The 25467-nt window shown below is 73.6% G+C and carries 22 protein-coding genes; 13 read left to right on the forward strand and 9 right to left on the reverse strand.

Features of this window, described 5'->3' with window-relative positions:
• Nucleotides 1-127: 127 nt before the first annotated feature.
• From ACQPXD_RS26600 to ACQPXD_RS26615, 4 genes are read left to right on the forward strand one after another with little or no spacing between them, the layout of a single operon-like run.
• Nucleotides 128-1720 (forward strand): ABC transporter substrate-binding protein, encoded by a 1593-nt coding sequence (locus tag ACQPXD_RS26600; protein ID WP_432843171.1) that lies wholly within the window; start codon nt 128-130, stop codon nt 1718-1720.
• 39 nt (nt 1721-1759) lie between these two features.
• A complete protein-coding gene (locus ACQPXD_RS26605; RefSeq protein ID WP_432843173.1) occupies nt 1760-2791 on the forward strand; it encodes an ABC transporter permease in 1032 nt (343 codons plus the stop codon).
• Between the two features lie 2 nt (nt 2792-2793).
• Entirely contained in the window at nt 2794-4722 is a 1929-nt protein-coding gene (locus ACQPXD_RS26610; protein WP_432843175.1) for a dipeptide/oligopeptide/nickel ABC transporter permease/ATP-binding protein, read from the forward strand.
• Nucleotides 4719-5675, forward strand: coding sequence for an ABC transporter ATP-binding protein (locus ACQPXD_RS26615; protein ID WP_432843177.1), 957 nt, complete (start codon nt 4719-4721; stop codon nt 5673-5675). Before ACQPXD_RS26610 ends, ACQPXD_RS26615 begins: the two co-directional genes overlap by 4 nt.
• 124 nt (nt 5676-5799) lie before the next feature.
• Here ACQPXD_RS26615 and ACQPXD_RS26620 read toward each other — a convergent pair whose 3' ends face one another.
• Nucleotides 5800-6912: a LacI family DNA-binding transcriptional regulator gene (locus tag ACQPXD_RS26620; protein ID WP_432843179.1), complete on the reverse strand. Its 1113-nt coding sequence runs from the start codon at nt 6910-6912 to the stop codon at nt 5800-5802.
• Nucleotides 6913-7014: 102 nt separating this feature from the next.
• On the opposite strand from ACQPXD_RS26620, the gene ACQPXD_RS26625 reads away from it, so the two are divergent.
• Genes ACQPXD_RS26625 through ACQPXD_RS26645 form a run of 5 tightly spaced genes read left to right on the forward strand, consistent with a single transcriptional unit; the run spans nt 7015 to nt 12558 of the window.
• Entirely contained in the window at nt 7015-8130 is a 1116-nt protein-coding gene (locus ACQPXD_RS26625; protein WP_432843181.1) for a zinc-binding dehydrogenase, read from the forward strand.
• Nucleotides 8127-8894, forward strand: a complete 768-nt coding sequence (locus tag ACQPXD_RS26630) for an SDR family NAD(P)-dependent oxidoreductase (RefSeq protein ID WP_432843183.1) — start codon at nt 8127-8129, stop codon at nt 8892-8894. The genes ACQPXD_RS26625 and ACQPXD_RS26630 overlap by 4 nt, the downstream gene beginning before the upstream one ends.
• On the forward strand, nt 8891-10624 hold the full coding sequence (locus tag ACQPXD_RS26635) for an IlvD/Edd family dehydratase (protein WP_432843185.1): 1734 nt from the start codon (nt 8891-8893) through the stop codon (nt 10622-10624). Before ACQPXD_RS26630 ends, ACQPXD_RS26635 begins: the two co-directional genes overlap by 4 nt.
• 12 nt (nt 10625-10636) lie before the next feature.
• Entirely contained in the window at nt 10637-11653 is a 1017-nt protein-coding gene (locus ACQPXD_RS26640; protein ID WP_432843187.1) for an NAD-dependent epimerase/dehydratase family protein, read from the forward strand.
• Nucleotides 11650-12558 carry an SMP-30/gluconolactonase/LRE family protein gene (locus ACQPXD_RS26645; protein ID WP_432843189.1) on the forward strand — a complete coding sequence of 303 codons (909 nt, stop codon included), beginning with the start codon at nt 11650-11652 and terminating at the stop codon, nt 12556-12558. The genes ACQPXD_RS26640 and ACQPXD_RS26645 overlap by 4 nt, the downstream gene beginning before the upstream one ends.
• A gap of 694 nt (nt 12559-13252) precedes the next feature.
• On the opposite strand, the gene ACQPXD_RS26650 is transcribed toward ACQPXD_RS26645, so the two are convergent.
• The 3 genes from ACQPXD_RS26650 to ACQPXD_RS26660 are packed head-to-tail and all read right to left on the reverse strand — an operon-like array spanning nt 13253 to nt 16189.
• The gene (locus ACQPXD_RS26650; RefSeq protein ID WP_432843191.1) at nt 13253-14017 is read right to left on the reverse strand and encodes an enoyl-CoA hydratase/isomerase family protein; all 765 of its coding nucleotides are present in this window, start codon (nt 14015-14017) and stop codon (nt 13253-13255) included.
• 1 nt (nt 14018) lies between these two features.
• A complete protein-coding gene (locus ACQPXD_RS26655; protein ID WP_432843193.1) occupies nt 14019-15038 on the reverse strand; it encodes an LLM class flavin-dependent oxidoreductase in 1020 nt (339 codons plus the stop codon).
• An 11-nt stretch (nt 15039-15049) separates the two neighbouring features.
• Nucleotides 15050-16189 carry an acyl-CoA dehydrogenase family protein gene (locus ACQPXD_RS26660; protein WP_432843195.1) on the reverse strand — a complete coding sequence of 380 codons (1140 nt, stop codon included), beginning with the start codon at nt 16187-16189 and terminating at the stop codon, nt 15050-15052.
• 71 nt (nt 16190-16260) lie between these two features.
• Here ACQPXD_RS26660 and ACQPXD_RS26665 point away from each other — a divergent pair, with 71 nt between their 5' ends.
• On the forward strand, nt 16261-17010 hold the full coding sequence (locus tag ACQPXD_RS26665; RefSeq protein ID WP_432843197.1) for an SDR family NAD(P)-dependent oxidoreductase: 750 nt from the start codon (nt 16261-16263) through the stop codon (nt 17008-17010).
• Here ACQPXD_RS26665 and ACQPXD_RS26670 read toward each other — a convergent pair.
• From ACQPXD_RS26670 to ACQPXD_RS26685, 4 genes are read right to left on the reverse strand one after another with little or no spacing between them, the layout of a single operon-like run.
• Complete coding sequence (locus ACQPXD_RS26670) at nt 16985-18196, reverse strand: CaiB/BaiF CoA transferase family protein (RefSeq protein ID WP_432843199.1); 1212 nt, start codon at nt 18194-18196, stop codon at nt 16985-16987. The genes ACQPXD_RS26665 and ACQPXD_RS26670 overlap by 26 nt on opposite strands.
• Nucleotides 18193-19062, reverse strand: coding sequence for an HpcH/HpaI aldolase/citrate lyase family protein (locus ACQPXD_RS26675; protein WP_432843956.1), 870 nt, complete (start codon nt 19060-19062; stop codon nt 18193-18195). The genes ACQPXD_RS26670 and ACQPXD_RS26675 overlap by 4 nt, the downstream gene beginning before the upstream one ends.
• Before the next feature lie 2 nt (nt 19063-19064).
• Nucleotides 19065-20705: an ATP-dependent acyl-CoA ligase gene (locus ACQPXD_RS26680; RefSeq protein WP_432843201.1), complete on the reverse strand. Its 1641-nt coding sequence runs from the start codon at nt 20703-20705 to the stop codon at nt 19065-19067.
• Between the two features lie 12 nt (nt 20706-20717).
• Nucleotides 20718-21890, reverse strand: a complete 1173-nt coding sequence (locus ACQPXD_RS26685; RefSeq protein ID WP_432843203.1) for an acyl-CoA dehydrogenase family protein — start codon at nt 21888-21890, stop codon at nt 20718-20720.
• 52 nt (nt 21891-21942) lie between these two features.
• On the opposite strand from ACQPXD_RS26685, the gene ACQPXD_RS26690 reads away from it, so the two are divergent.
• Genes ACQPXD_RS26690 through ACQPXD_RS26700 form a run of 3 tightly spaced genes read left to right on the forward strand, consistent with a single transcriptional unit; the run spans nt 21943 to nt 24654 of the window.
• Complete coding sequence (locus ACQPXD_RS26690; RefSeq protein ID WP_432843205.1) at nt 21943-23118, forward strand: thiolase family protein; 1176 nt, start codon at nt 21943-21945, stop codon at nt 23116-23118.
• Nucleotides 23119-23131: 13 nt separating this feature from the next.
• On the forward strand, nt 23132-23890 hold the full coding sequence (locus ACQPXD_RS26695) for an SDR family NAD(P)-dependent oxidoreductase (RefSeq protein ID WP_432843207.1): 759 nt from the start codon (nt 23132-23134) through the stop codon (nt 23888-23890).
• Entirely contained in the window at nt 23887-24654 is a 768-nt protein-coding gene (locus ACQPXD_RS26700) for a crotonase/enoyl-CoA hydratase family protein (protein WP_432843209.1), read from the forward strand. Before ACQPXD_RS26695 ends, ACQPXD_RS26700 begins: the two co-directional genes overlap by 4 nt.
• Here the strand turns inward: ACQPXD_RS26700 and ACQPXD_RS26705 are convergent.
• Nucleotides 24617-25429: an amidohydrolase family protein gene (locus ACQPXD_RS26705; RefSeq protein WP_432843211.1), complete on the reverse strand. Its 813-nt coding sequence runs from the start codon at nt 25427-25429 to the stop codon at nt 24617-24619. The genes ACQPXD_RS26700 and ACQPXD_RS26705 overlap by 38 nt on opposite strands.
• Between the last annotated feature and the right edge of the window lie 38 nt (nt 25430-25467).

Below are 25467 nucleotides of genomic sequence, written 5' to 3' on the forward strand. Positions count from 1 at the left end.
TCATGACAACGCTCATACTTTCGAAGATGTTTCGCAAGGTCGGCCACGTTTCGACCGTGCGCCCACACCCCACGAAGACACCCCGCACACACCCCATCACCGGCATCCGAAGAAGGTGGCAGCTTCCGTGAGACCGAAGTATTCCGCGTTGCTGGCGACGGCCGCGGTGTCGTCGCTGCTCGCGGCCTGCGGCGGCGCAGGCACCGACAGCTCGACCGGCACCCAGCAGTACGTTACCGGCGGCACCTTCGTCATGGACCTGGGCAGCGACCCGGGCAGCGTCAACCCGTACAAGAGCACCGGCGGCCTCAACCGGCAGATCTACGCCTTCGCCTACGACACCCTCGTCGGCCGGGGCGCGGACGGCAAGGCCGTGCCGCAGGTGGCCACCAAGTGGACCGAGACCCCCACGTCGGTCACCTACACGATCCGCAAGGGCGTGCAGTGCGACGACGGCAGCGAGCTCAAGCCCAGCGACATCGCCGCGGACTTCAAGTACATCGCCGACCCGAAGACGCTCTCGCCGTGGGTGCAGTTCTCCGTGCCGGTCAAGTACACCGCGACGGCCGACGACACCGCCGGTACCGTCACCATCACCTCCGAAACGCCGTTCGGCACCCTGCTGCAGGGCGCCGGCGCGGTACCGCTGATGTGCCCGTCCGGCCTGAAGGACATGAACGCGCTGGACCACACCTCGGCCGGCACCGGGCCGTTCAAGATCACCGAGTACACCTCGGGCGACCACTACACCCTGCAGGCGCGTGACGGCTACGCGTGGGGGCCCAGCGGCGCGACGACGGCCACGCCCGGCGTGCCCAAGACCGTGCGGATCAACTTCGCCGCCAACGAGTCCACGATGGCCAACCAGCTCGTGAGCGGCCAGATCAACGCCGCCCAGATCACCGGCCCGGACCGGGCCCGGCTGGACAAGACCCCCGGCGTCAAGCGGTTCGACATCCCGGTCATCGTCGGCGAGGTCAACTTCAACGAGGCGTCGGGCCGGCTGTTCGGCGACGAGCAGATGCGGCTCGCCGTGGCCTCGTCGCTCAACCGCGACGAGATCAGCCCGGTGAGCACCAGCAACCAGGGCACCCTCGCCAACAACCTCATCGTCGAGGCGCCCGTGCAGTGCCCCGGCGACGAGGCCACCGGCGCGCTGCCCGGCTTCGACGTGGCCAAGGCCAACCAGATCCTCGACGCCGCGGGCTGGACCAAGTCCGGCAACGTACGCCAGAAGAACGGCCAGACGCTGAAGATCAAAATCATCTACCAGACCGGCGCGCCGCAGACGGCGTCGGCGGTGGAGCTGATCGGGCAGCAGCTGGGCGCGGCCGGCATCGGCACCGACCTGGTGGGCCTGACCAACGCGGCCTTCCTGCAGAGCCTGTACCAGACCGCGGACTTCGACATCTACTACAGCGCCATCAACGTCGACTTCCCGTACATGATGACGACGTTCTTCGGCGGAGCCACGCCGGCCAAGGGCGGCCGCAACGCCGGCGACATCCACAACCCGGACTTCGAGAGCCTCTCGGCGCAGGCCGCCGCGACGCCCGCCGCGGACTCGTGCCCGCTGTGGAAGCAGGCGCACCAGGCGCTGCTGAAGCGCGCGGACGTCATCCCGATCTCCGCCGGCGACCGGCCGTTCTACGCCCGCAAGGCGGAACTGGCCACGGTCGGGCTCTTCGCGGTACCGATGAGCATCCGGCTGCTGCAGTAGCGTGACCGACGGGTTGACGGGCGAGAAAGCGAGCGGCAGATGAGCACTGACCTGGTGGACATCGCGGGGGAGGCGGCGCCCGCGGAGGGGTCCGGCCCGCCCGCCGCCGCTCGCCGCCTCGCCGGCGGCCGATGGATCGTCTTCATCGGCCGCCGGCTGGTCCGGCTGCTGGTGTCGCTGCTGGTCCTGGTGAGCGCCACCTTCGCGATGATCCATCTGATCCCGGGCGACCCGGTGGCCGCGGCGCTGGGCTCGTCGGCGACGCCGGCGATGATCGCGGACCGCACCCACGAACTGGGCCTGGACCGGCCGCTGTGGGACCAGTACGTCACGTACCTGCGCGACGTGGTGACCCTCGACTTCGGCCGGTCCATCTCGACCGAGTCGCCGGTCTCCGACCTGATCCTGCAGCGGTTCCCCAACACCCTGCGGCTCGCGATCCCGGCGTTCGTGCTGGTGATCCTGCTGGCGCTGCCGATCGGGCTGCTGACCGCGGTGCGCACCCGGGGCGGCCGGGGCCGGGTCACCCGCGGGGTCTTCGTCGGGCTCACCGGCCTGCTCAACTCGATCCCCGACTACGTGCTCGGCACGCTGCTCACCCTGATCTTCGTCATCGGCCTCAAGGCCTTCCCGGCCGCCGGCGACCAGGGCGCGGCCTCCTACGTGCTGCCGATCGCCGCGCTGGTCGTCGCCCCGGTGGCGTCGCTGTCGCGGATCGTGCGGGTGGAGGCGCTCAAGGTGCTCGACGCCGAGTACATCCGGGCGGCCAAGGCGCGGCGCCTGCCGACGCTGCTGCGCTACTGGCGCCACGTCCTGCCCAACATGGTGACCGCCACGCTGACCTACGGCTCGCTGATCCTGTCCGGCCTCATCGCCGGCACCGTCCTGGTCGAGAACGTCTTCGGCTGGCCGGGCGTCGGCACCGTCATCACCCAGGCCGTCGTCCAGAAGGACTATCCGACCATCCAGGGGGTACTGCTGGTGCTCGGCGCCGCGGTCCTGCTGATGAACCTCATCGTGGATCTCGCGCTCGCCGCCGTCGATCCGCGCTCGCGCGTGGGAGAGCTGTAGCCATGACGACGACCACACCGGCCCGCCGCCGGTCGGCGGGCCGCCTGGCCGCCGGAGCCGTCCCGCTGATCCTGCTGCTGGGCTTCGTGTTCCTCTGCGTGGCGGCGCCGTCGATCTGGGGCGACCGGGCCGCCGCCAACAACATCGCCCAGGCCGGCCAGGGGATGTCGGCGGCGCACTGGGCCGGCACCGACGACCTCGGCCGCGACATCTTCGCCCGCACGCTCGTGGCGACCCGCAACTCCCTCGTCCTGGCGGTGCTGGCCACCCTCGTCGGCGGCGCCGTCGGCGTCGCGCTGGGCCTCGTGTCGGGCTCGTCGCGCCGGCTCGGCCGGTTCGTCGGCGCCGTGATCAGCGTGCTGCTGGCGTTCCCGGCCATGCTGCTGTCCATCTTCTTCGCGGTACTGTTCGGCATCGGCTCCGTCGGCAGCGTGCTCGCCGTCGGGGCGGCGTTCATCCCCGGCTTCGCCCGGATCACCCAGACCCTCACCGCGTCGGTGGTCGGCCGCGAGTACGTCGACGCCGCCCGCGTGCTCGGCAAACGCCCCGCCTCCATCGCGCTGCGGCACATCCTGCCCAACATCGCCGAGCCGATCCTGCTCTACGCGACCATCCACATCGGCACGGCGATCCTGTCGCTGGCCGGGCTGAGCTTCCTCGGCCTGGGCCTGCAACCGCCCAGCTTCGACTGGGGCCGGCTGCTCAGCGACGGGCTGACCCGGGTGTACATCTCACCGGGCGCCGCGCTCGCCCCGGCGGTCGCCATCGTCCTGGCCGGGCTCACCTTCAACATGTTCGGCGAGTGGCTGTCCGACCTGGTCGCGGGGCGCGCCGGCGCTGCCCGCCGGGTGGTGCCCGCCCCCGTGCCCGCCGCGGACGGCGCCGCCCCGGCGCCGGCCAGGGGCGGGCACCTGCTGGACGTGCGGCACCTGCGGGTCACCTACGCGGGGCACCGGGGCGCGGTGTCCACGCCGGTCCGCGACGTCTCGTTCACGCTGGCGCCCGGCGAGACGATGGGCATCGTGGGGGAGTCGGGCTCGGGCAAGAGCATGACCACCTCCGCCATCGCCCAGCTCGTCGACGGTACCGGCGTGGTCGACGCGCAGACGCTGCGGTTCCTCGACGTGGACCTGCTGGCCCCGGACCGGCACAGCGACAAGGTGCTCGGCCGCAGCATGTCGATGGTGTTCCAGGATCCCGGCGAGGCGCTCAACCCGGCGGTGAAGATCGGCACCCACCTGCTCGAGCCCGCGGTGATCCACCTCGGCGACCCGAAACGGGTCGCGCGGGGCAAGGCGCTGGAGGCGCTGCGGGCGGTCGCCATCGACGATCCGGCCCGCCGGTATCGCCAGCACCAGCACGAGCTCTCCGGCGGCATGAAGCAGCGGGTGTGCATCGCCATCGGCCTCATGGGCGAGCCCAAGCTGCTCATCGCCGACGAGCCCACGACCGCGCTGGACGTCACCGTGCAGCGCCAGATCCTGCGCCTGATCTCCCGAGTCGGCCGCGAGACCGGCGCCGCCATGCTCTTCATCTCGCACGACGTGGCCGTGGTCGCCGAGGTCTGCGACCGGGTCCTGGTGATGTACGCGGGCTTCGTCGTCGAGGACGCGCCGACCGCGGCGCTGCTCGCCGGCCCGGCCCACCCCTACACCGCGCTGCTCGTCGCGGCCAGCCCGACGATGACGATCGACACGACGGCGCCGCTGCCCACGCTGGACGGCCGGATGCCGCCCGCCGACGTCGAGCTGCCCGGCTGCTACTTCGCCGACCGGTGCCCGCGCGCCGACGCGACGTGCACCGCCCGGCGGCCGCCGCTGCTGGACATCGGCGCGCCCGGCGACGGGCACCGGGCCGCCTGCTGGCACCCGCTGGTCGGCGCCGACCGGGCCGCCGACGCCAACCCGGTCCACGAGGAGGTGGCGCCGTGACGCCGGCGTTGTCGGTGCAGGACCTGACCGTGCGCTACGGCGCGTTCACCGCGGTGCGGGGCGTCTCGTTCGAGGTGCCGCACGGCTCGGTGCTCGGCCTGGTCGGCGAGTCCGGCTCGGGCAAGAGCACGGTCGCCCGGGCGATCGTCGGCCTGGCCCCCGCGCAGGGCGCGATCCGGCTCGGCGACGCCGACCTGACCGGCCGCCGCGGCCGGGCCGCCCGGCGCCGGGTGCAGCTGGTGTTCCAGGACCCGCGCGGCTCGCTCGACCCGCGCCGCAGCGTCGGCGACAGCATCGCCGAGGGGCTGCGCGGCACCGGCCGGCGCTCGGCCCGCGTCGCCGAACTCCTCGAGCTCGTGTCGCTGGACCCGAGCCTCGCGGTGGTGCGGCCGCACCAGCTGTCGGGCGGCCAGCGGCAGCGGGTCGCGATCGCCCGCGCCCTCGCCGCCGATCCCGAGGTGCTCATCGCCGACGAGGTGACCGCGTCGCTGGACGTCTCCGTGCAGGCGGTCGTGCTCAACCTGCTGCGCCGGCTGCAGCGCGAGCTCGGCCTGACGATGGTGTTCATCAGCCACAACCTGGCCGTGGTGCGGTACATGAGCGACGAGATCGCGGTGATGTTCAACGGCCGCGTCGTCGAGCAGGGGCCGGCCGGCGAGGTCATCTCCGCGCCGGAGCACCCGTACACCCGCTCGCTGCTCGCCGCGATCCCCGAGCTCGGCGCGCACCGGCTGCTGTCGGAGGAGGCGGTCGAGGCCTCCGTGACCGCGCGACCGGCGCCGCCGCCCGGATGCGACTACCGGCTGCGCTGCCCGGTCGGCCCGGCAGTGCGGGAGGACCGGGCGATCTGCCGCACCGACGACCCGGCCGCGCAGGCGGGGCAGCGGCTGCACCTGGCCGCCTGCCACTTCGCGGCCGAGCGGACGGCGCTCGCCCCGGTCAACCCGGGCTGAGCCGCCCGGTCAGCCCCGGCTGAGCCGCCCGGTCAGCCCCGGCTGAGCCGTCCGGTCAGCCCCGGCTGAGCCGCCCGGTCAGCCCCGGCTGAGCCGCCCGGTCAGCCCCGGCTGAGCCGCCCGGTCAGCCCCGGCTGAGCCGCCCGGGCGGGGCGGTGCTGCCGCGCACGACCAGCGTCGTGGGCAGCTCGGTGCGGCCCTGCGGCAGCGGCGCCTCGCCGGCTGCGGCCGCGAGCACGGCCCGGGTGGCGAGCTGACCCAGCTCGCGGATCGGCTGGTGCACCGTGGTCAGCGCCGGCAGTACCCACTGCGACATCGGCACGTCGTCGAAACCGATGATGCTCAGGTCCTCGGGCACCCGCAGCGACCGCTGCTGGGCCGCGGCGTAGACGCCCAGCGCCTGCTCGTCGTTGCCGGCGAAGATGGCCGTCGGCGGCTCGTCCCGCTCCAGCAGCGCGAGCGCGGCCGACTTGCCCGCGTCGTAGTGGAAGTCGCCGTGCGCGACCAGCGCCGGATCGCTGGGCAGGCCGGAGCGCTCCAGCGCGGCGCGGTAGCCGGCCAGCCGCGCCTGGCTGCACAGGTAGCGCATCGGCCCGGTGACGGTGCCGATGCGCCGGTGGCCCAGCTCGATGAGGTGCGCGGTGGCGATGAGGCCGCCGCGCCAGTTGCCCGCGCCGAACGCCGGCAGGTCCGACTCGAAGTCGCCGACCTGCTCGACGAGGACCATGGGCAGGCCGGCGCCGACGAGGCGGCGGTGGTCGGCGCTCGGCAGGTCGGACAGGGCCAGGATGGCGCCCAGCGAGCCGCGCTTCTCCACCTGCCGCAGCCACGCGCTGGTGTCGTCCACGCCGGGCTCGTGGGTCGCGACCACCACGCCGACCTGCGCCGGCCGCGCCTCCGCCTCCACGCCCCGGATCAGCTCGGCCCCCCACGGGGAGCCGGCGTCGTTGAGGAGGATCTCGATGAGGTCGCTGCGCTGGCGCTTGCGCCGGTTGACCTTGGCCCGCGGCGGCTTGACGTAGCGGTGCTCGACCAGCGCGGCCTGGACCAGGGCCCGAGTGGAGGCCGCGACGTCCGTGCGGTCGTTGAGCACTTTCGAAACTGTTGCGACCGAAACTCCGGTCAGCCGGGCGATGTCGGCGATCGTCGCCCGGCCGTCGGATTCGCCCTGCGCGGTGGCCGAGCCCGGCCGGACCTGCCGGAGGACCTGCGATCTGCTCGGGTCGGCCTGCTGCATACACGTCTCCGAAACGTTGCCGAAACTATTGACTGAAACGAACCGTAATTCTAGTGTTTCGGTGCGCGGATTACACTAGCGCACGGCGGGAAGGATCCCAGGTTGCGGATATCAGGGGCCGTTTCGAGTGTCGCCGGAGCCAAGCTCGTCGTCGAAGAGCTCGAGCTGGCCGGCCCCGGCCCCGCCGAGGTCCTGGTCCGCATCGAGGCCGCCGGGGTCTGCCACAGCGATTATCACTATCTGCGGGGCGACCTGCCGACCCGGCGGCCCGTGGTGCCGGGGCACGAGGGCGCCGGCGTGGTCGAGGCCGTCGGCGAGCGGGTGAGCGTGGTCCGCCCCGGCGACCATGTCTGCCTGATGTGGCGGCCCCGCTGCGGCCGGTGCGAGTTCTGCCTGACCGGCCGGCCCGAGCTCTGCCAGTCCGGCGCGGTCAACGGCGCCACCGGCGGGCTGCTGGACGGCACCACCCGCCTGCGCCGGCCGGGCGGCGAGCCGGTCCACCACCTGCTCGGCGTGTCGTGCTTCGCGCAGTATGCGGTCGTCGCCGAGCAGGCCGTGGTGCCGATCCCGCCGGACGTGCCGCCCGAGATCGCGGCGATCACCGGGTGCGCCGTCATCACGGGCGTGGGCGCGATGCTCAACGTCGCCGGATCCTGCGCCGGGCAGGGCGTCACCATCTTCGGCATGGGCGGCGTGGGCCTGGCCGCCGTGATGGGTGCGGTACTGTGCGGTGCCCACCCCATCATCGCCGTCGACGTCGTGCCGGAGCGCCTGGACGCCGCCGCCCGGCTCGGCGCGACCCACCTGGTCGACGCGCGCACGCAAGACGTGGCCACGGCCGTCGCGGCGGCCCGGCCGGGCGGCGTCGAGTGGGCCGTCGAGGCGATCGGCCGCCCGGCGACCCTGGCCCAGGCCTTCGACGTGCTGCGCCCCGGCGGCACCCTCGTCGCGGTCGGGCTGGCCGCCAGCGGCGAGACCCTGCAGATCCCCGTCAACCTGCTGGTCCAGCGGGAGAAGCGGATCGTCGGCAGCCTGTACGGTTCGGCCAACCCGCTGGTCGACGTGCCGCGCCTGCTGGCGCTGCACCGGGCCGGGCGGCTGCCGATCGACGCGCTGGTCGGCGCGCGGTATCCGCTCACCGCCATCAACGAGGCCTTCGCCGACCTGGTGGCCGGCGGCGTCGGCCGGGGCATCGTCCTGCCGGGAGCGCCGGCATGACCGGCGGCGCGATCTACCCCAGCCTCGCCGGCCGGGTGGTCTTCGTCAGCGGCGGGGCGACCGGGCTGGGCGCCGAGTTCGTCGCGCAGTTCGCGGCGCAGGGCTGCGCGGTCGGCTTCGCCGACATCGACGAGGCCGGCGCCCGCGCGCTGGTCGACCGGCTCACGCCCACCGCCGCCGTCGCGCCGATGTTCGTGCCGGCCGACGTGTGCGACATCCCGCGGTACACCGCGGCGATCCGGGCCGTGGCCGGCGCGCTCGGGCCGATCGGCGTGCTGGTCAACAACGCGGCCAACGACGAGCGGCACCGCACCGCCGAGGTCACCGAGGCCTACTGGGACGCCAGCATCGCGGTCAACCTGCGCCACCACTTCTTCGCCTGCCAGGCCGTCATCGACGGGATGCGCGCGGCCGGCGGCGGCTCCATCATCAACCTCGGCTCGATCGCCTCGCACGCGCAGTTCACCGGGATGCCGGCGTACATCACCGCGAAGGCCGGGATCGAGGGGCTGACCCACACGCTCGCGCGCGAGCTCGGTCCCGACCGCATCCGGGTGAACTGCGTCGTGCCCGGCTGGGTCATGACCGAGCGGCAGCTCGCTGCCCGGCTGGATGCCGCGGCGGAGACGACCATCGAGCGCAATCAGTGCCTGCGGGAGCGCGTCATGCCGAGCGACGTCGCCGCGCTCGTACTCTGGCTGGCGGCGCAGGACAGCGCACTGGTGACCGGACAGATGCTGGCCGTGAACGGAGGCTGGGTATGACCGACGCGCAGACACGGCGCAGCCGGCAGTGGTTCGGCGCCGAGGGACGCTCGGGGATGCTGTACCGGTCCTGGATGCGCAACCAGGGCTACGGGCCCGAGGTGTTCGACGGCCGGCCGGTCATCGGGATCGCCTCGACCTGGTCGGAGCTGGCGCCGTGCAACGCCCACCTCGACCGGGTGGCCGAGGCGGTCAAGCGCGGCGTGTGGCAGGCCGGCGGCTTCCCGCTGGTCTTCCCGGTCGTGTCGACCGGCGAGACGCTGATCCGCCCGACCGCGATGCTCTACCGCAACCTGATCGCCCTCGTCGGCGAGGAGCTGATCCGGGCCAACCCGCTCGACGGCGTCGTGCTGCTCTCCGGCTGCGACAAGACGACCCCCGGGCTGCTCATGGCCGCGGCCAGCGTGGACCTGCCGGCCATCATGGTGACCGGCGGCCCCATGCTCAACGGGAAGTTCCGCGGCACCGACGTCGGCTCCGGCACGCACGTGTGGAAGTTCGAGGCCGAGATCAAGGCCGGCCGGATGAGCGTGGCGGACGGCCACTTCGCGGAGGGTTGCATGGCCCGGTCGGAGGGCCACTGCATGACGATGGGTACGGCGTCCACGATGGCCTGCATGGCCGAGGCCCTCGGCCTGCAGCTGCCCGGGTCGGCGAGCTGGCCCGCGGTCGACGCCCGGCGGTACGAGACGGCCCAGGCGGCCGGCCGGCGCATCGTGGCGCTGGTCGACGACGACGTGCGGCCCAGCGCCATCCTCACCCGCGGCGCGTTCGAGAACGCGATCCGCACCAACGCCGCGATCGGCGGCTCCACCAACGCCGTGCTGCACCTCACCGCCCTCGCCCGCCGGGTCGGGGTCGACCTGCGCCTCGACGACTTCGACCGGCTCGCCCGCGACGTGCCCACCCTCGCCGACCTCATGCCGTCGGGCCGGTTCCTCATGGAGGACTTCTGCTACGCCGGCGGCCTGCCGGTGGTGATGCGCCGGCTGGCCGAGGCCGGGCTGCTCAACGCCGCGGAGCCGACCGTCACCGGCCGGACCGTCGGCGACAACGTCGCGGACGCCGAATGCTGGAACGACGAGGTGATCCGGCCCGTCGAGGCGCCGCTGCAGCCGGCCGGCACCGGCACCGCGGTCCTGACCGGCAACCTCTGCCCCGGCGGCGCGGTGATCAAGCAGTCCGCGGCGTCCCCGCGGCTGATGGTGCACGAGGGGCGCGCCGTCGTCTTCGACTCGCCGGAGGACTACCACGCGGTCTGTGATGACGAGGACCTCGAGGTGAGCGCCGACGACGTCATCGTCGTGCGGGGCGCCGGGCCGAAGGGCTATCCGGGGATGCCGGAGGTGGCCAACGTGCCGATCCCGGCCCGGCTGCTGCGGCAGGGCGTCACCGACATGGTGCGCATCAGCGACGGGCGGATGAGCGGTACCGGCTTCGGCACCGTCGTGCTGCACGTCGTCCCGGAGTCGGCCGTCGGCGGCCCGCTGGCGCTGGTGCGCACCGGCGACCGGATCCGCCTCGACGTCCCCGCCCGGACACTCAGCGTCGACCTGCCCGACGAGGTGCTCGCCCAGCGGGCCGCGGACTGGGAGCCGGTGACCCGCCCCGAGGACCGGTCCGGCTACCGGTGGCTCTACCGCGAGCACGTGCTGCAGGCCGACGCCGGCGTCGACTTCGACTTCCTCGCCGGCGGCCGCGGCGACGCCGTGCCGCGCGACTCCCACTGACCGGAGGCTCGCGTGAAAGTGCTTTACCTCGGGGGTACCGGCGCGATCAGCGCCGCCTGCGCCGCCGCGTCGCTGCGGCGCGGACACGAGGTGTGGCTACTCAACCGGGGCCGCACCCGGCTGCGCCCGGTGCCCGCCGGCGTCACCGCCGTGACGGCCGACCTCGCCGACCCGGCGTCGGTGCGCGAGGCGCTCGCCGGGCAGCGCTTCGACGCCGTGGTCGACTTCCTCGCCTTCACCGCCGCCGACGCCGCGCGCGCCGTCGAGGGGTTCGCCGGGCGCACCGGGCAGTACGTCTTCATCAGCTCCGCCTCGGTCTACGACCGCGCCGGCCGCCGGATCCCGATCGACGAGTCGACGCCCCGGGGCAACCGGCACTCGGCGTACTCCCGCGACAAGATCGCCGCCGAGGACGCGTTCCTCGCCGCGCACGCGTCGGCGGCGCTGCCGGTCACGATCGTGCGGCCGTCGCACACCTACGACGAGGCCAAGCCGCCGCTGCCCGGCGGCTGGACCGAGGTGGACCGGCTCCTGCGCGGCGACGAGCTGGTGGTGCCCGCCGACGGCACGTCACTGTGGACGCTCACCCACGCCGCCGACCTGGCCGTCGGGCTGACCGGCCTGCTCGGCGACGTGCGTACCCTGGGCGAGACCTTCCACATCACCTCCGACGAGGTCCTCGCCTGGGACGACATCTACCGCATCCTCGCCGCCGCCGCGGGCGTGGAGCCCCGGCTGGTGCACGTCCCCGCGGAGCTGCTGGCGCTGGCCGCACCCGACTGGCGCTGGACCCCCTTGATCCTGGGCGACCTGCGCTTCAGCTCGATCTTCGACAACGGCAAGATCCGCCGCTTCGTGCCGGACTTCCGCCCGCGGGTCACCTGGTCCGAGGGCGCCCGCGGCATCCTGCGCTGGCGCGCCGAGCATCCCGGCGCGGCGGCCGCCGACCCGCCGACCGACCGGATACTCTCCCGTCTCGTGACGGGATACCACCGGGCCGCCAAGGCGTTCGAGGCGCTGGCCGGATGAGCGCCGATCTCACGCTCACCAGCCCCTGGCTGCACGTGCGCCCGCACCACGGCGAGGGGGTCGGGTGGGACCACCGCAGCGGGGTGCTCGCCTTCGTCGACGTGACGCACGGCCGGATCTGGCAGACTGAGCCGGCGACGGGCCGGCTGTGGTCCTTCGAGGTACCAAGCACGGTCGGCGCGGTACACCCGACCGAGGACGGCGAATCGCTGATCATCGCCGACTCCGACGGCATCGCGCTGTGCCGCGGCGGCACCGTCGTGTCCCGCCTCGCGGCCCCGCTGGCCGGCCGCGACGACCTGCGGATGAACGACGCCAACGTCGACCCGGCCGGCCGCTACTTCGCCGGCAGCATGGCCTTCGACGCCCGCCCGGCCGCGGGCGACCTCTACCGCCTCGACCCGGACGGCACCCTCACCACGGCCGTGGCCGGCACGACGATCAGCAACGGCATCGACTGGAGCCCCGACGCGAGGCTGTGCTACTACGTGGACAGCACGCTGCGCCGCATCGACGTCTTTGACTACGATGTCGCGACCGGAGCCCTGGCCGGCCGCCGCCCGTTCGCCGACGTCTCCGACCTGCCCGGCGTCCCCGACGGTCTGACCGTCGACGCGTCGGGCGGCGTGTGGGTCGCCTTCTTCGGCGGCGCGCGGGTGTGCCGCTTCGACCCGACCGGCGCGCGGACGACCACCGTCCACCTCCCGGCCGGCCTCGTGACGTCGTGCTGCTTCGGCGGCCCGGACCTCGACGAGCTGTACATCTCCACCTCGACCGAGGGCATGTCCGCCGCCGAGGTCGCCCGCGAGCCGGCCGCCGGCGGCGTGTTCCTCGCCCGCCCCGGCTGGCGCGGCCGCCCGGCCACGCCCTTCCGTCTCCCGGCCGAGCGGCCCGGCTCCGGGTAGTCCGGCTCCGGGTAGTCCGGCTCCCGGATCTCGTGGACGAACCGTCGGCGCCGCGGTCCGCCCCGGCCGGGTCGCTCAGCTGAACGACGGCTTCGGCCTGTCGGCCAAGGCATGCCTGTGCAACTCGAGCACCGGCAAGACGGACCGCACCATCTCGTTCTGAGTGGGACCGGCGGCAAGTCTCCGTGATCATGCTCGGCCGGCCACTGACACCACGGTTTTTCATGATCGTGGAGTACTTGTGTACCCATAGGTACCATATGTCTCCGTGATCATGAAAAACCCGGGTATCGGGCGGAGTGCCATGCATGATCACGGAGACTTCCGGTCCCTGCGCCGTGCCGCGTGACCACGCGGCCTTCGTGCGGGCCCGCGTCGCGCTGGCCCGGCTCGGCCTGGCCCCGCGCCCCGTGGTCGCTGCGCTCCCCGTTCTTGGCGCCGCGGGCTGTTTCCTAGCCTGGCGGCGACTTCGTCGCGGCGCGCCGGGGGGTTCCCACCCCGGACCCCCCATGGCCGCTGCGCGGCCACTGGTCCCGCGCCCCGTGGTCGCTGCGCTCCCCGTTCTTGCACCGCGGGCCTGGCAGCGCCGGGCCGCCCGTTCAGGGCAGGCCCGGTGCGGTGTCTCGCGGGAGGAACGGTCTGCAGGTGACGCGGCCCGAGTCAGCGGCGGCAATGACCACCGGGGACCGTGACGTCAGGCGGGATCGGGGAAGCGCGGCGGGCGGCGCTCCAGGAAGGCGTTGGCGCCCTCGATCATGTCCGGGCTGCCCACGGCCTGCACGAGCATGCCCAGGCCGGTGCTGAAGGAGTCCCGGGCCGCGTTCCACCAGACGTTCGAGCTGATCTTGGTGATCTCCAGGTAGCGCGGGCTGAGCGCCTCGATCTCGGCGCAGACCTCGCCGACCCGCTGCTCGAGCCGGTCGTCGTCGACCACCTCGTTGACCAGGCCCAGGGTCAGGGCCTGCTCGGCGGTGTACCGGCGGCACAGCATGGCCATCTCCTTGGCGCGCTTCTCGCCGATCTGCGTCGCCAGCACGTTGGTGGCGCCGGTGACCGGCGCGCTGCCCACCCGCGGGCCGGTCTGGCCGAACGTCGCCGAGCGGGCCGCCACGGCCAGGTCGCAGGCCACCACCAGTTCGTTGCCGCCGCCGGCCGCCGCCCCGCCGACGGCGGCGATGACCGGGCGCGGGCACTGCCGCACGGCGTCGAACAGCCGCAGCGACGCCCGGTACAGCCCGCGCATCGTCTCCACGGTCGGCCGGGCCAGGTCGGTGAGCGCGCCGCCGGCGCAGAAGCTGCCGCCGGAGCCGGTGATGACCACCGACCGGGCCGCGGACGACGCCTCCAGGGCGTCGGCGATCGCGTGGGCCATCGGGCCGTCGTACGCGTTGCGCCGCTCGGGCCGGTTGAGCCGGATCCACACCGACGAGCCCTTGCGCTCGACCTCGACATCGGCCACGTCAACCTCCGGTTCGCGGGAAGTGGGGCAGCACCTCGGCCCGGAACAGCTCGAGGGTCGCGAGCATCTGCTCCTGCGGCAGGTCGTGCCACTGCATGCGCAGGATGACGTACGTGACGCCCAGGTCCTGCAGCAGGCGCAGCCGGCGCACGCACTCGCCGGGCGTGGTGAAGACGTAGGAGGCGTCCGCCACGTCCTCGGCCGCCTGCGCGTCGGTGAGCTGCCGGTAGGTGGCAGTGCCGTCCGGGGCGTTGAACGCGCTGTACGCGCGGGTCAGGTTGCCGCGCGCCCGCCGGCCGATCGCCATCGCCCGGTCCGGGTCGGGGTCGAGCACCAGCTCCCGGCGGACCACGACGTCGCGGTCCGCGGACGCGCCGGCCGCCTCGATCTCGGCCCGGTACCAGCCCAGCACCTTGCCCAGCCGCTCCGGCGTGACGTGCGGCGGGACGATCCAGGCGTCGCCGAGCCGGGCGGCCCGCCGGGCCCCGGTGCGGTGCGCGCCGGCGCCGACCCAGATCGGCGGCCCGCCGGGCCGCACCGGCGTGAGGCTGATCCGCTGGTCCTTGAGCGTGTAGTGCCGTCCGGCGAAGTCGACGGGCGAGCCGGACCACAGCCCGCGGACGATCGCCACCGACTCCTCGTAGCGGGAGACGCGCTCGTCGAGCGGGATGCCGAAGGCGTCGAACTCGTTCTCGCGGTAGCCCAGGCCGAACCCGGCGATCGCGCGGCCGTTGCTGATGTGGTCCAGCGTCGCGTACAGCTCGGCCACCTCGACCGGATGGTGCAGCGGCAGGATCAGCATGTTGGTGCCGATCGCCATGTCGCCGGCCTCGGCCGCGACCGCGGCGAGCGTGGGGATCGGCTGCAGGGTCGGCATGTTGCCCAGGTAGTGCTGCAGCATCCAGACCGACGAGAACCCGGCCGCGGCGGCCGCGGCGACCTGCTCGCGCATCGGCGCGATCCGGTCGGCCGGGCGCACGTCCGGCGGGAAGTCGTTCTGGACGGCCAGTCCGAAGCGCATGGGTACCCCCTTCACCGTTCGCGTTTCACCAGTTGCTTGGCGAGCGAGTCGAGCAGGACCTCGGTGGAGCCCTCGTAGATGCGCATCGGCCGGGCCTCGCGGTACAGCCGCTCGATCACGGAGCCGCGGACCAGGCCGAAGCGGCCCATCACCTGCACACACCGGTCGACCACCCGGCCGGCGGTCTCCGTCGCGCCGGCCTTGGCCATCGACGACAGGTGCAGGGCGGCGCGCGGGTCGCGGGACGCGGCGGCGGCCGCGCGGTAGGTCAGCGCCCGCGCCATCTCGATCTCGACCCAGCAGGTGGCCAGCAGGGCCGGCACCGGGCCGAGCCGGGCCAGCGGGGTGCCGAACTGCTCGCGGCCGGACGTGTGCCGGACGGCCTCGCGCAGCGCGGACTCGGCGAGCCCGACGGCGGCGCCGGCCACCGAGACCCGGAACGTGGCCAGCGTCGCGAGCATCAGGGCGAAGCCCTGGCCGGCCGCGCCGACGAGGTGGCCGGCCGGGACGCGGACGCGGTCCAGGACGACGTCGCCGAGGACGTGCGGCGCGATGATCTGGTGCGGCTTCTCCACCGAGACGCCGGGGGTGTCCGCGGGCACCAGCACGAGCGAGTACTCGTCGCCGGCGCGGGCGAGCACGGTGTACACGTCGGCGTCCCCGGCGTTGGTGATGAACGACTTGCGGCCGTCGAGCACCAGCTCGTCGCCGTCGCGGGTCAGTGTGGTGGCGATGGCCCGCAGATCCGAGCCGACCTGCGGCTCGGTCAGCCCGAGCGCGGCGATGGCCTCGACCCGGCCGATCGGGCCGAGCCAGCGCTCCTGGACGTCGGGCGCGGCGCCGACGCCGAGGGCGTAGCCGCCGATGCCCTGCATCGCGAAGAGCGAGTCGAGGTGCGCGCTGACCGCGGCGAACTGCTCGCGCACGACGGTGACGGCCAGCGAGTCGACCCGCTCGCCGCGGCCCCCGAACCGGGCCGGGACCATCAGCCCCGCCAGGCCGCTGCCGGCCAGCGCCGCGCGCATCCGCGGGTCGATGTCGTCGCGCTCGTCGGCCTCGGCGGCGTGGCCGCGCACCGAGTCCGCCAGCGACCGGGCCTCCTCCTGCAGCGCGAGGTAGCGCTCCGGGAGTTCGAAGAGCGCGTCGGACACGAGCACCTCCAGGCTGCACTGGGTCTGAATTCATGATTACCATAGCAAGGAATCACCGTGGAGGGAGAGCCATGAACCCGTTCGACCTGACCGGGAAGGTCGCGCTGGTCACCGGCGGCAGCCGGGGCCTGGGCGCGCGGATCGGCCTGGGGCTCGCGCGGGCCGGCGCGGACATCGTGGTGGCCAGCCGCGACCTCGACTCGTGCCGGCAGCAGGCCGGGCGGATCACCGGCGAGACCGGCCGCGCGGCGCTGCCCTACGGGGTGCACGTCGGGCACTGGGACGAGCTGCCGGGCCTGGTCGACGCCGCCTACGAGCGGTTCGGGCGGGTCGACGTGCTGGTCAACAACGCCGGCATGTCACCGCTCTACGACCGCCTGGAATCGGTCAGCGAGGAGCTGTTCGACAAGGTGGTGGCGGTGAACCTCAAGGGGCCGTTCCGCCTGTCCGCGCTCGTCGGCGCGCGGATGGCGGCCGGCGACGGCGGCAGCATCGTGAACATCTCCAGCGGCGTCGGGGTCCGCCCGCGCGCCGGCGTCCTGCCCTACGCGGCGGCCAAGGCCGGGCTGAACAACCTCACCGTCGGGCTCGCCCACACCTACGGGCCGAAGGTGCGCTGCAACGCCGTGGTCTGCGGGACCTTCCTCACCGACGTCAGCCGGCACTGGGACGCCGAGGCGTTCGCCGCCCGCGCCGCCACCTTCGCGCTCGGCCGCGGCGGGCAGCCGGAGGAGGTCGTCGGCGCGGTGCTGTACCTCGCCTCGGCGGCGTCGAGCTACACCACCGGGGCGCTGATCACCGTGGACGGCGGGCAGCCGTGACCCCGGCGGCGCGCAGCCCGGCGCGGGCCTCGTCGTCCAGGCCGAGGACCTCGGCGAGCACCTCGTCGGTGTGCTGCCCGATGGCGGGCACGCCGGCGTAGACCGGGTCCGCCGAGCCGGCCAGGTGCAGCACCGGCCCGGGCATGAACACCCGGCCCAGCACGTCGTTGCCGGTCAGCTCGACCAGGGTGCGCTCGCGGAAGTGCGGGTCGGCGAGGATGTCCCGGGCGTCGTTGACCCCGGAGGCGACGACCTCGTGCCGCTCCAGCACGGCGAGGATCTCCTCGCGCGGCCGGGTCGCCACCCACGCGCTCACCTCCGCCTGGATCGCGTCGTTGTTGGCCATCCGGGCGACGTTGGTGGCGAAGCGGGGGTCGGCGAGGATGTCCGGGCGCCCCATGGCGGTGAACAGCCGCTCGGCGATCGTCTGGTTGGAGGCGGCGATGGACAGCCATCCGCCGTCGGCGGCCCGGTAGACGCCGCGGGGCGAGGCCGATCCGGTGCCGTTGCCGACCCGGCCCTGGATCTCGCCGCTGGTCTGGTACTTGAGGATCATGTCGCCGACGATGAACATCAGCGGCTCGTAGAGGGCCACGTCGACCACGTCGCCGGCCCCGGTGCGCTCGCGGCGGTACAGCGACATCGCGGTGCCCATCGCGGCGGCGATGCCGGCGATCGAGTCGGCGAACCCGAACGGCGGCGAGGTCGGCGGCGTCTCCGGCCAGCCGTTGATGAACGCGAAGCCGCTGCCGGTCTCGGCCACGGTGCCGAAGCCGGGCCGTTCGCGGTACGGCCCGGTCTGGCCGAAGCCGGAGACCCGGGTGAGCACGAGCCCCGGATTGGCGGCGCTCAGCACGTCGTAGCCCAGGCCCCAGCTCTCCAGCCGCCCGGGGCGGAACGACTCGATCACGACGTCGAACCCGGCCGCGAGCCGGCGTACCAGGTCGCGCCCCTCGGCCCGGCGCAGGTCGACGGCGACGGAGCGCTTGCCGGCATTGAGCCGGCTGAAGCCGAGCGACAGGCCGTCCTGCTGCGGCGTCCAGTGCCGGGCGTAGTCGCCGGTGTCCGGGTCCTCCACCTTGACCACGTCGGCGCCGAAGTCGCGCAGCATCCGGCCGGCGGTCGGCGCGGCGTACATCGTGCCCAGCTCCAGCACGCGAATGCCGGTCAGCGGCCGCTCGTTCATCGCGCACCCCTTGCCGCGAGCCACTCCAGCGCGGTCTCGTAGTGGGCCTTGTCGATGTGCACACCCCGGTAGCGCACGGCGCCGGCGCCCTCGGCGCTCGCCCGCTCGTACGCCTCGGCCAGCCCCCGGTAGAAGCCGGCCTGCTCGGCGTCGGGGCCGAACACCTCGTTGATCACGGGCACGTGGCTGGGATGGATCGCGATCATCCCGCGGAAGCCCAGCCGCCGGCCGCGGGTCGCGAAGGCGCGCAGGCCGTCCAGGTCGTCGACGCGCTCCCACAGGCCGGTCAGCGGATGGATGCCCGCGCCGCGGCAGGCCAGCAGGATCCGGCTGCGCAGGAAGAGCGTCTCGTCGCCCTCCGGCGTCCACTCGAAGCCCACGGCCCGCGTGATGTCGGCGTGCTCGGCGGTCGGCCCGACCATCGCCGCGACGCGCGGGCCGGCGGCGATCGCCTCGCAGTGCTGGATCGCCGCCACGGTCTCCGCCGGTACGACCAGCTCGAGCCCGGCCACCCCGTTGCGCCGCTCGAAGTGGTCCAGCAGCGCGTCGAACCGGATCACGTCGTCCGGCCCGCTGATCTTGGGCGCGAACACGAAGTCCAGGCCGGGCACGACGACCCGTTCCAGGTCCGCGCCGGCGAAGCCGGTGGCGAGCGGGTTCACCCGCACCCCGACCGCGCTGGGCGCGCCGGCCGCGCGCAGCCGCTGCACCGTCGCGGCCACCGCCGCCCGGGCCGCGGGCTTCTCGCCGTCCGGTACCGAGTCCTCGAGGTCCAGCACGATCGCGTCGGCGCCGCTGGCGACCGCCTTCTCCGCCCAGCCCGGCCGGTGACCCGGGACGAACAGCACCGAGCGGTACGGCCGCATCGTCACGCCACCGCCGACTTCGTCCGGTCGCTGGTGTCCGCGGTGATGCCCGCCTCGCGAAGGGCCGCCTTGCGCACCTTCTCGCTGGGCGTCTTGGGCAGCGCGTCGACGAACCGCACGAACCGGGGCGTGGCGAACGACGGGATCCGGCCGGCGCAGAACTGCCACAGCTCGTCGGCCGTGACCGGCTCGACGGTCACCACGACCGCCATCACCTCGTCCTCGCCCGCCTCCACGTCGGCCGGCACGCCGATCACCGCGCACTCGGCGACCGCCGGGTGCTGCAGGATCGCTTGCTCGACCTCGTAGGAGCTGACGTTCTCGCCGCGGCGGCGCAGGGCGTCCTTGTACCGGTCGACGAAGTAGTACCAGCCGGTCTCGTCCCGGCGCAGCGCGTCGCCGGTGTGGAACCACAGGTTCCGCCACGCCTCGACCGTCTTCTCCGGCATGCCGTAGTAGCCCAGGCTGCACGTCCACGGCTGCTTGTACCGCACGACCAGCTCGCCGATCTCGCCGACCGGCACCTCGCGGTCGGTCTCGGGGTCCACCAGCCGGGCCTCGAACCACTCGCCGGCCAGCAGGCCGGCCGCGCCGGGCGGGCGGATCTCGCCGTAGGGCGACAGGATCGGCGCGCTGGTCTCGGTGAGCCCGAACGCGTCGACGAACGCCTCGATGCCGAAGCGGTCCATGAACTGCCGCAGGATCGAGCTCGCGGTGGGCGCGGCGTAGACGCAGCGCAGGCGGTTGTCGGCGTCGTCGGGGCGGGGCGGCTGCTTCCAGACGAAGTCCATCATCACGCCGACGAAGTTGGTCACGGTGACGGCGTCGTCGCGGACGTGGTCGATCCACCGGCTGGCGCTGAACCGGCGGCGGACCACCACCCGCGCGCCGGCGACGATCGCCGGGTACGCCGCCATGAACTGGGCGTTGCCGTGGAAGAGCGGCGTGGTGGTGAGGTACGTGTCGGCGGCGGTGAGCCGGGTCAGCCAGACCACCTCCTGGCCGAAGAAGTACATCTGCGAGTGCGGCATCGCCACGCCCTTGGACGGCCCGGTGGTGCCGGAGGTGAAGAAGATCGAGGCGAGGCTGGTCGGCGACGGGTCGGGCAGCACGAGCCGCTCCCCGCCGAGCAGGCTCTCCCACCGCTCGGCCCGCCAGCCGTGGGCGCGCAGCAGCTCGACCGCCGGGCCGGCCTGCCCGTTGTCGATGACCCAGAACTGCTCGATGCCGCGGGTGTGCTCGGCGACGGCGACGAACCGCTCGGCGAACACGTCGTCGATGACCGCCCAGCGCGGCCGCACGGTCTGGCTCTGGTGGCGCAGGAACTCGCCCTCGTAGGCGGTGTTGATCGGCACCTCGACCAGGCCGCCGACGGCCGTGCCGAACCAGCTGCGCACGAACTGCGACGAGTTGGCCGCCATGACCAGGACGCGGTCGCCGGCGGTCGCGCCCGCCGTGTACCAGGCGCCGGCGATGCACTCGGCCTCGGCGAGCGCCTCCGCGTAGGTCCAGCTCGCCCGCTCGTCCGGGCAGACCAGCACGGTCGCGTGCGGCGTGTCCCGGGCGTGCCGGCGCAGCACGGTGGCCAGCGACCACTCGTCCGGGCCGAAGTTCGGGGTCGTGCCGGTGTATTCCCTCACCATGAGTCTGCGCCCCTACCGCCGCTGGTCGAACGAGCGTCCCAGCATCTCCGAGACGATCCTGATCCGCTGCATGGTCGGCGTCCCGCCCGCCAGCGCCCACCCGTGGGCGTCGCGGTGCAGCCGCTCGATGCCGTACTCCTCGGTGTAGCCGTTGCCGCCGTGCAGCTGCATCGCCAGGTCGCTGACCCGCTTGGCCATCTCGTTGGCGGTGCACTTGGCCAGCGAGACCTCCAGCGAGACCGGCAGCCCGGTCCCGGCGTGGTGCGCGGCGCGCAGCAGCAGTTGCCGGGCCGCCTCCACCTGCAGCATCATGTCGGCCAGCGTGAGCTGGATGTTCTGGAACTCCAGCAGCGGCTTGCCGAACTGCATCCGGTCCTGCACGTAGCGCACGCTGCGGTCGAGCGCGGCCTGACCGATCGCCAGGCTCATCGTGGCGTTGCCGAGCCGCTCGATGGAGAACGCGGTGAACAGGCTGCGGAAGCCGCCCGGCCCGATCAGGAGGTTCTCCTCCGGCACCCGCACGTCGTCGAAGACAACGTCGGCGCTCGGGATGCCGCGGAAGCCCATCAGGCGCTCGGGCGAGCCGAAGCTGACGCCGGGCCGGTCGGCCTCGACGATGATCGCGCCGATGCCCTTGGCGCCGGGCTGGTCGGAGATCCGCGCGTACACGAGATAACTGTCGGCCTCGCTGCCGTTGGAGATCCAGCGCTTGGCGCCGTTGACCGTGTACATGCCGTCGCTGAGCTTGGCCCGGGTGGTCATGTCGGTGGCCGCCGAGCCGGCGTCCGCCTCGGAGATGGCCACCGCCATGGTCGTCTCGCCGCGGATGATCGAGGGCAGGAAACGCTCCCGCTGCTCCTCGGTGCCGAGCTGGTTGACCACCTGCGCCGGGCCGGTGTTGGCCTCGAAGACCTGGAAGGCGGCCGGGCGGCACTCCTTGGCCAGCTCCTCGATCACCACGAGCGCGTCGATGATCGGCCGGGCCGAGCCGCCGTACCGTTCCGGGTGCGTGATGCCGAGCAGGCCGAGCGAGCCGAGGTAGCGCCGCTCGTCCTTCGGGAACCGGGTGCGCTCGCGGTCCCAGGCCTCCGCCTGCGGTGCGTACCGCTCGCGGGCCAGCTGCCGCGCCGCGTCCCGGATCTCCTCGCGCCCGTCGGTCCAGGACGTTCCGTCAAGATTTGTCACGTCACCCTCCCTGCTATTGATGCTATTCGTATGCAGAGATACTTTGTCAAGCATGGGAGCTACCGCGCCACAGACCGTGATCGTCGACGCCGTGAGATCCCCGATGGGGCGGGGCAAACCGGGCGGTGCGCTGTCCGGGACACACCCGGTGGAGCTGCTGGCCGGCACGCTGCGCGCCCTGGTGGAGCGCACCGGCATCGACCCCGCCGACGTCGACGACGTGCTCATCGGGTGCGTCGGGCAGAACCTCGAGCAGTCCGCGACGCCGGGCCGGCAGGCCTGGTTGGCCGCGGGCTACCCGGAGCACGTGCCGTCGGTCACGATCGAGCGCAAGTGCGGCTCCGGCCAGCAGGCGATCGAGTTCGCGCACTGGGGTGTCGCCGCCGGGGGGTACGACCTCGTCATCGCCGGCGGCGTCGAGTCGATGAGCCGGGTCCCGATGGGCTCGGCCCGCGGCGACGCGGACCCGTTCGGCCCCTCCGTCCGGGCCCGCTACCCGGGCCTGGTGCCGCAGGGCGTGTCGGCGGAGCTGGTCGCGCGGCGGTGGAAGCTGTCGCGCACGGACCTGGACGAGTTCGCGGCCCGCTCGCACCGCCTCGCGGCGCAGGCCGCCGCGTCCGGCGGCTTCGACCGGGAGATCGTCCCGATCGGCGGGGTCACTGCGGACGAGACGATCCGGCCCGCCACGACGGTCGACGGGCTGGCCGGGCTGCGTACGTCGTTCGGCACCGAGCGATACCGCGAGCAGTTCCCCGACCTCGACTGGAAGATCACCGCCGGGAACAGCTCGCAGCTCACCGACGGCGCGGCCGCGCTGCTGCTGACGACCGCGGACCGGGCCGCCCGGCTCGGGCTGCGGTCGCGGGCCCGCATCGTCGCCTCGGCGGTCTGCGGCGACGACCCGGTGATGATGCTGACCGGCCCGATCCCCGCCACCCGCAAGGTGCTGGCCCGGGCCGGACTGACCATGGCCGACATCGACGCCGTCGAGGTGAACGAGGCCTTCGCCAGCGTGCCGCTGGCCTGGCTGGCCGAGTTCGACGCGGACCCGGCCCGGCTCAACCCGCGCGGCGGCGCGATCGCGCTCGGGCACCCGCTCGGCGCCTCCGGCGCCCGGCTGATGACCACGCTGATCAACCACCTCGAGCAGACCGGCGGGCGCTACGGGCTGCAGACCATGTGCGAGGCCGGCGGCATGGCCAACGCCACCATCATCGAACGTCTCTAGGACAGGAGCCCTCATGAACATCGACCAAGGCGCCGCCGTCGTGACCGGGGGCGCCTCGGGGCTCGGGCGGGCGACGGCCGAGCGGCTCGTCGCCGCGGGCGCGCGGGTGGTCATCGTCGACCTGCCGGCGTCCGACGGCGAGGCGGTGGCGAAGCAGATCGGCGCGGTGTTCGCGCCGGCCGACGTCACCGACCCGGCGGCGGTCGAGGCGGCCCTCGACGCCGCCGAGCGCGGCGGGCCGATCCGGGCGCTGGTGCACTGCGCCGGCCGGGGCGGGACGGTGCGGCTGGTCAACCGCGACGGCAGCCCCGGCGACCTCGAGCTCTACGAGACCCTGGTGCGCATCAACCTCGTCGGGACGTTCAACGTGCTGCGCCTGACCGCCGCCCGGATGGCCCGCAACGAGCCGCTCGACGGCGAGCGCGGGGTCTGCGTGCTCACCGCCTCGGTCGCCGCCTGGGAGGGCCAGATCGGCCAGATCCCCTACGCCTCGGCGAAGGCCGGCGTCGTCGGCATGACCCTCGTGGCCGCCCGGGACCTGGCCGGCAAGCTGATCCGGGTGGCCACCATCGCGCCCGGCATCTTCGACACGCCGATCCTCGACCGGTTCTCCGACGAGATCAAGGCGGGGCTGGCCAAGTCGATCCCGCACCCGGCCCGGCTCGGCCACCCGGACGAGTTCGCGCGGCTGGCGGCGCACATCGTCGACAACCCGATGATCAACGGCGAGACGATCCGGCTCGACGGCGCGGTACGGATGCAGGCCCGATGAGCGACGGCCCCGTGCGCACCGAGGAACACGGCCGGGTCCTGCTCGTCACCATCGACCGGCCGGAGGCCCGCAACGCGATCAACGCCGCCGCGGCCGAGGGCATCGCCGCCGCCCTGTCCGAGCTCGACGCGCGCGACGACCTGAGCGTCGGCGTGCTCACCGGCGCCGGCAAGGGCTTCTGCGCCGGCATGGACCTCAAGGCGTTCCTGGCCGGCGAGCGCCCCGCCGTGCCCGGCCGCGGCTTCGCCGGCATCGTCGAGGCGCCACCGGCCAAGCCGCTGATCGCGGCCGTCGAGGGCTTCGCGGTGGCCGGGGGTTTCGAGATCGCGCTGGCCTGCGACCTCATCGTGGCCGCCGAGGACGCGAAGTTCGGCCTGCCCGAGGTGCGGCGCGGGCTGCTGCCCGGCGGCGGCGGGCTGCTGCGGCTGCCGGCCCGCATCCCGTACGGCACCGCGATGGAGTGGATCCTGACCGGCGCCCTCGTGAGCGCCGCCCAGGCGCACGCGGTCGGGCTGGTGAACCGGCTGACCCCGGCCGGGGCCGCGCTCCCGGCCGCGCTGGAGCTCGCCGGGGAGATCGCCCGGAACGCGCCGCTGGCGATCCGGGCGGCCAAGCGGATCGTGGTCGAGTCGGCGTCCTGGGCGCCCGCCGAGGCGTTCGCCCGCCAGCAGGCGATCTACGAGCCGGTCCGGTCCTCGCACGACGCGATCGAGGGGGCGCGGGCGTTCACCGAGAAGCGGACGCCGCAGTGGCAGGGCCGCTGAGCAGCCGTTCGAGCGTGCCGCCGAGGATCGCCCCCTCCTCGGCGGCGTCCAGGCCCAGCGAGCGGATCGTGGCGATCTCCGCGCCCGGGTCGGCCATCGGCCAGTCGGACCCGAACACCATCCGGTCCGCCCCGTGCCGCCGGATGATCGCGCGCAGCCGGTCGGGCTCCAGGTCCGCCAGCCGCGGCGGCCAGGAGGTCTCGAGCACGACCGGCGAGCCGAGCACCTCGGCCTCGGCCTCGTCGAGGCGGTGGTAGCCGCCGTAGTGGCAGGCGATCAGCCGCAGCCCCGGCACCGCCCGGTGCAGCACCATGACGTTGCGCGGCGCGCCGCGCTCGTTGGCCGCCGCGTCGCCGCCGGCCCCGGCGTGCGTGATCACCACGACGCCGGCCTCGGCCAGCCCGTGCGCGATGTCGATCACGCGCGGGTCGGCGAGCGACAGCTCCTGGAACAGCGGATGCAGCTTGACGCCGCGGATGCCGTTGTCGGCGAGCGAGCGCAGGTTCTCCTCGACCGGGAGGTCCGGGTGCACGGTCCCGAACGGGATCAGCCGGTCGCGGTCGATCGAGCCGATGAACTCGTTGGTCCGGTGCACGGTCCGCGCCGCGTTGGCGATGCCCAGGCCGGCGGCCCGCTGCACACCGGCCGCGTCCATGGTCTTGAGCAGCCCCGCGACCGTGCCGTCGAAGACCGGGTCGAGCGAGGCCGGCCGGCTGGCCAGCACCCGGGGCGCGATGTGGTCCGGCCACACATGACAGTGCACGTCAATGATCATGGGCCACCCTTTCAAGGCTAATCAATCGCATAGATTGT

It is taken from the genome of Dactylosporangium sp. CA-092794, assembly GCF_050948465.1.
GTDB lineage: Bacteria > Actinomycetota > Actinomycetes > Mycobacteriales > Micromonosporaceae > Dactylosporangium.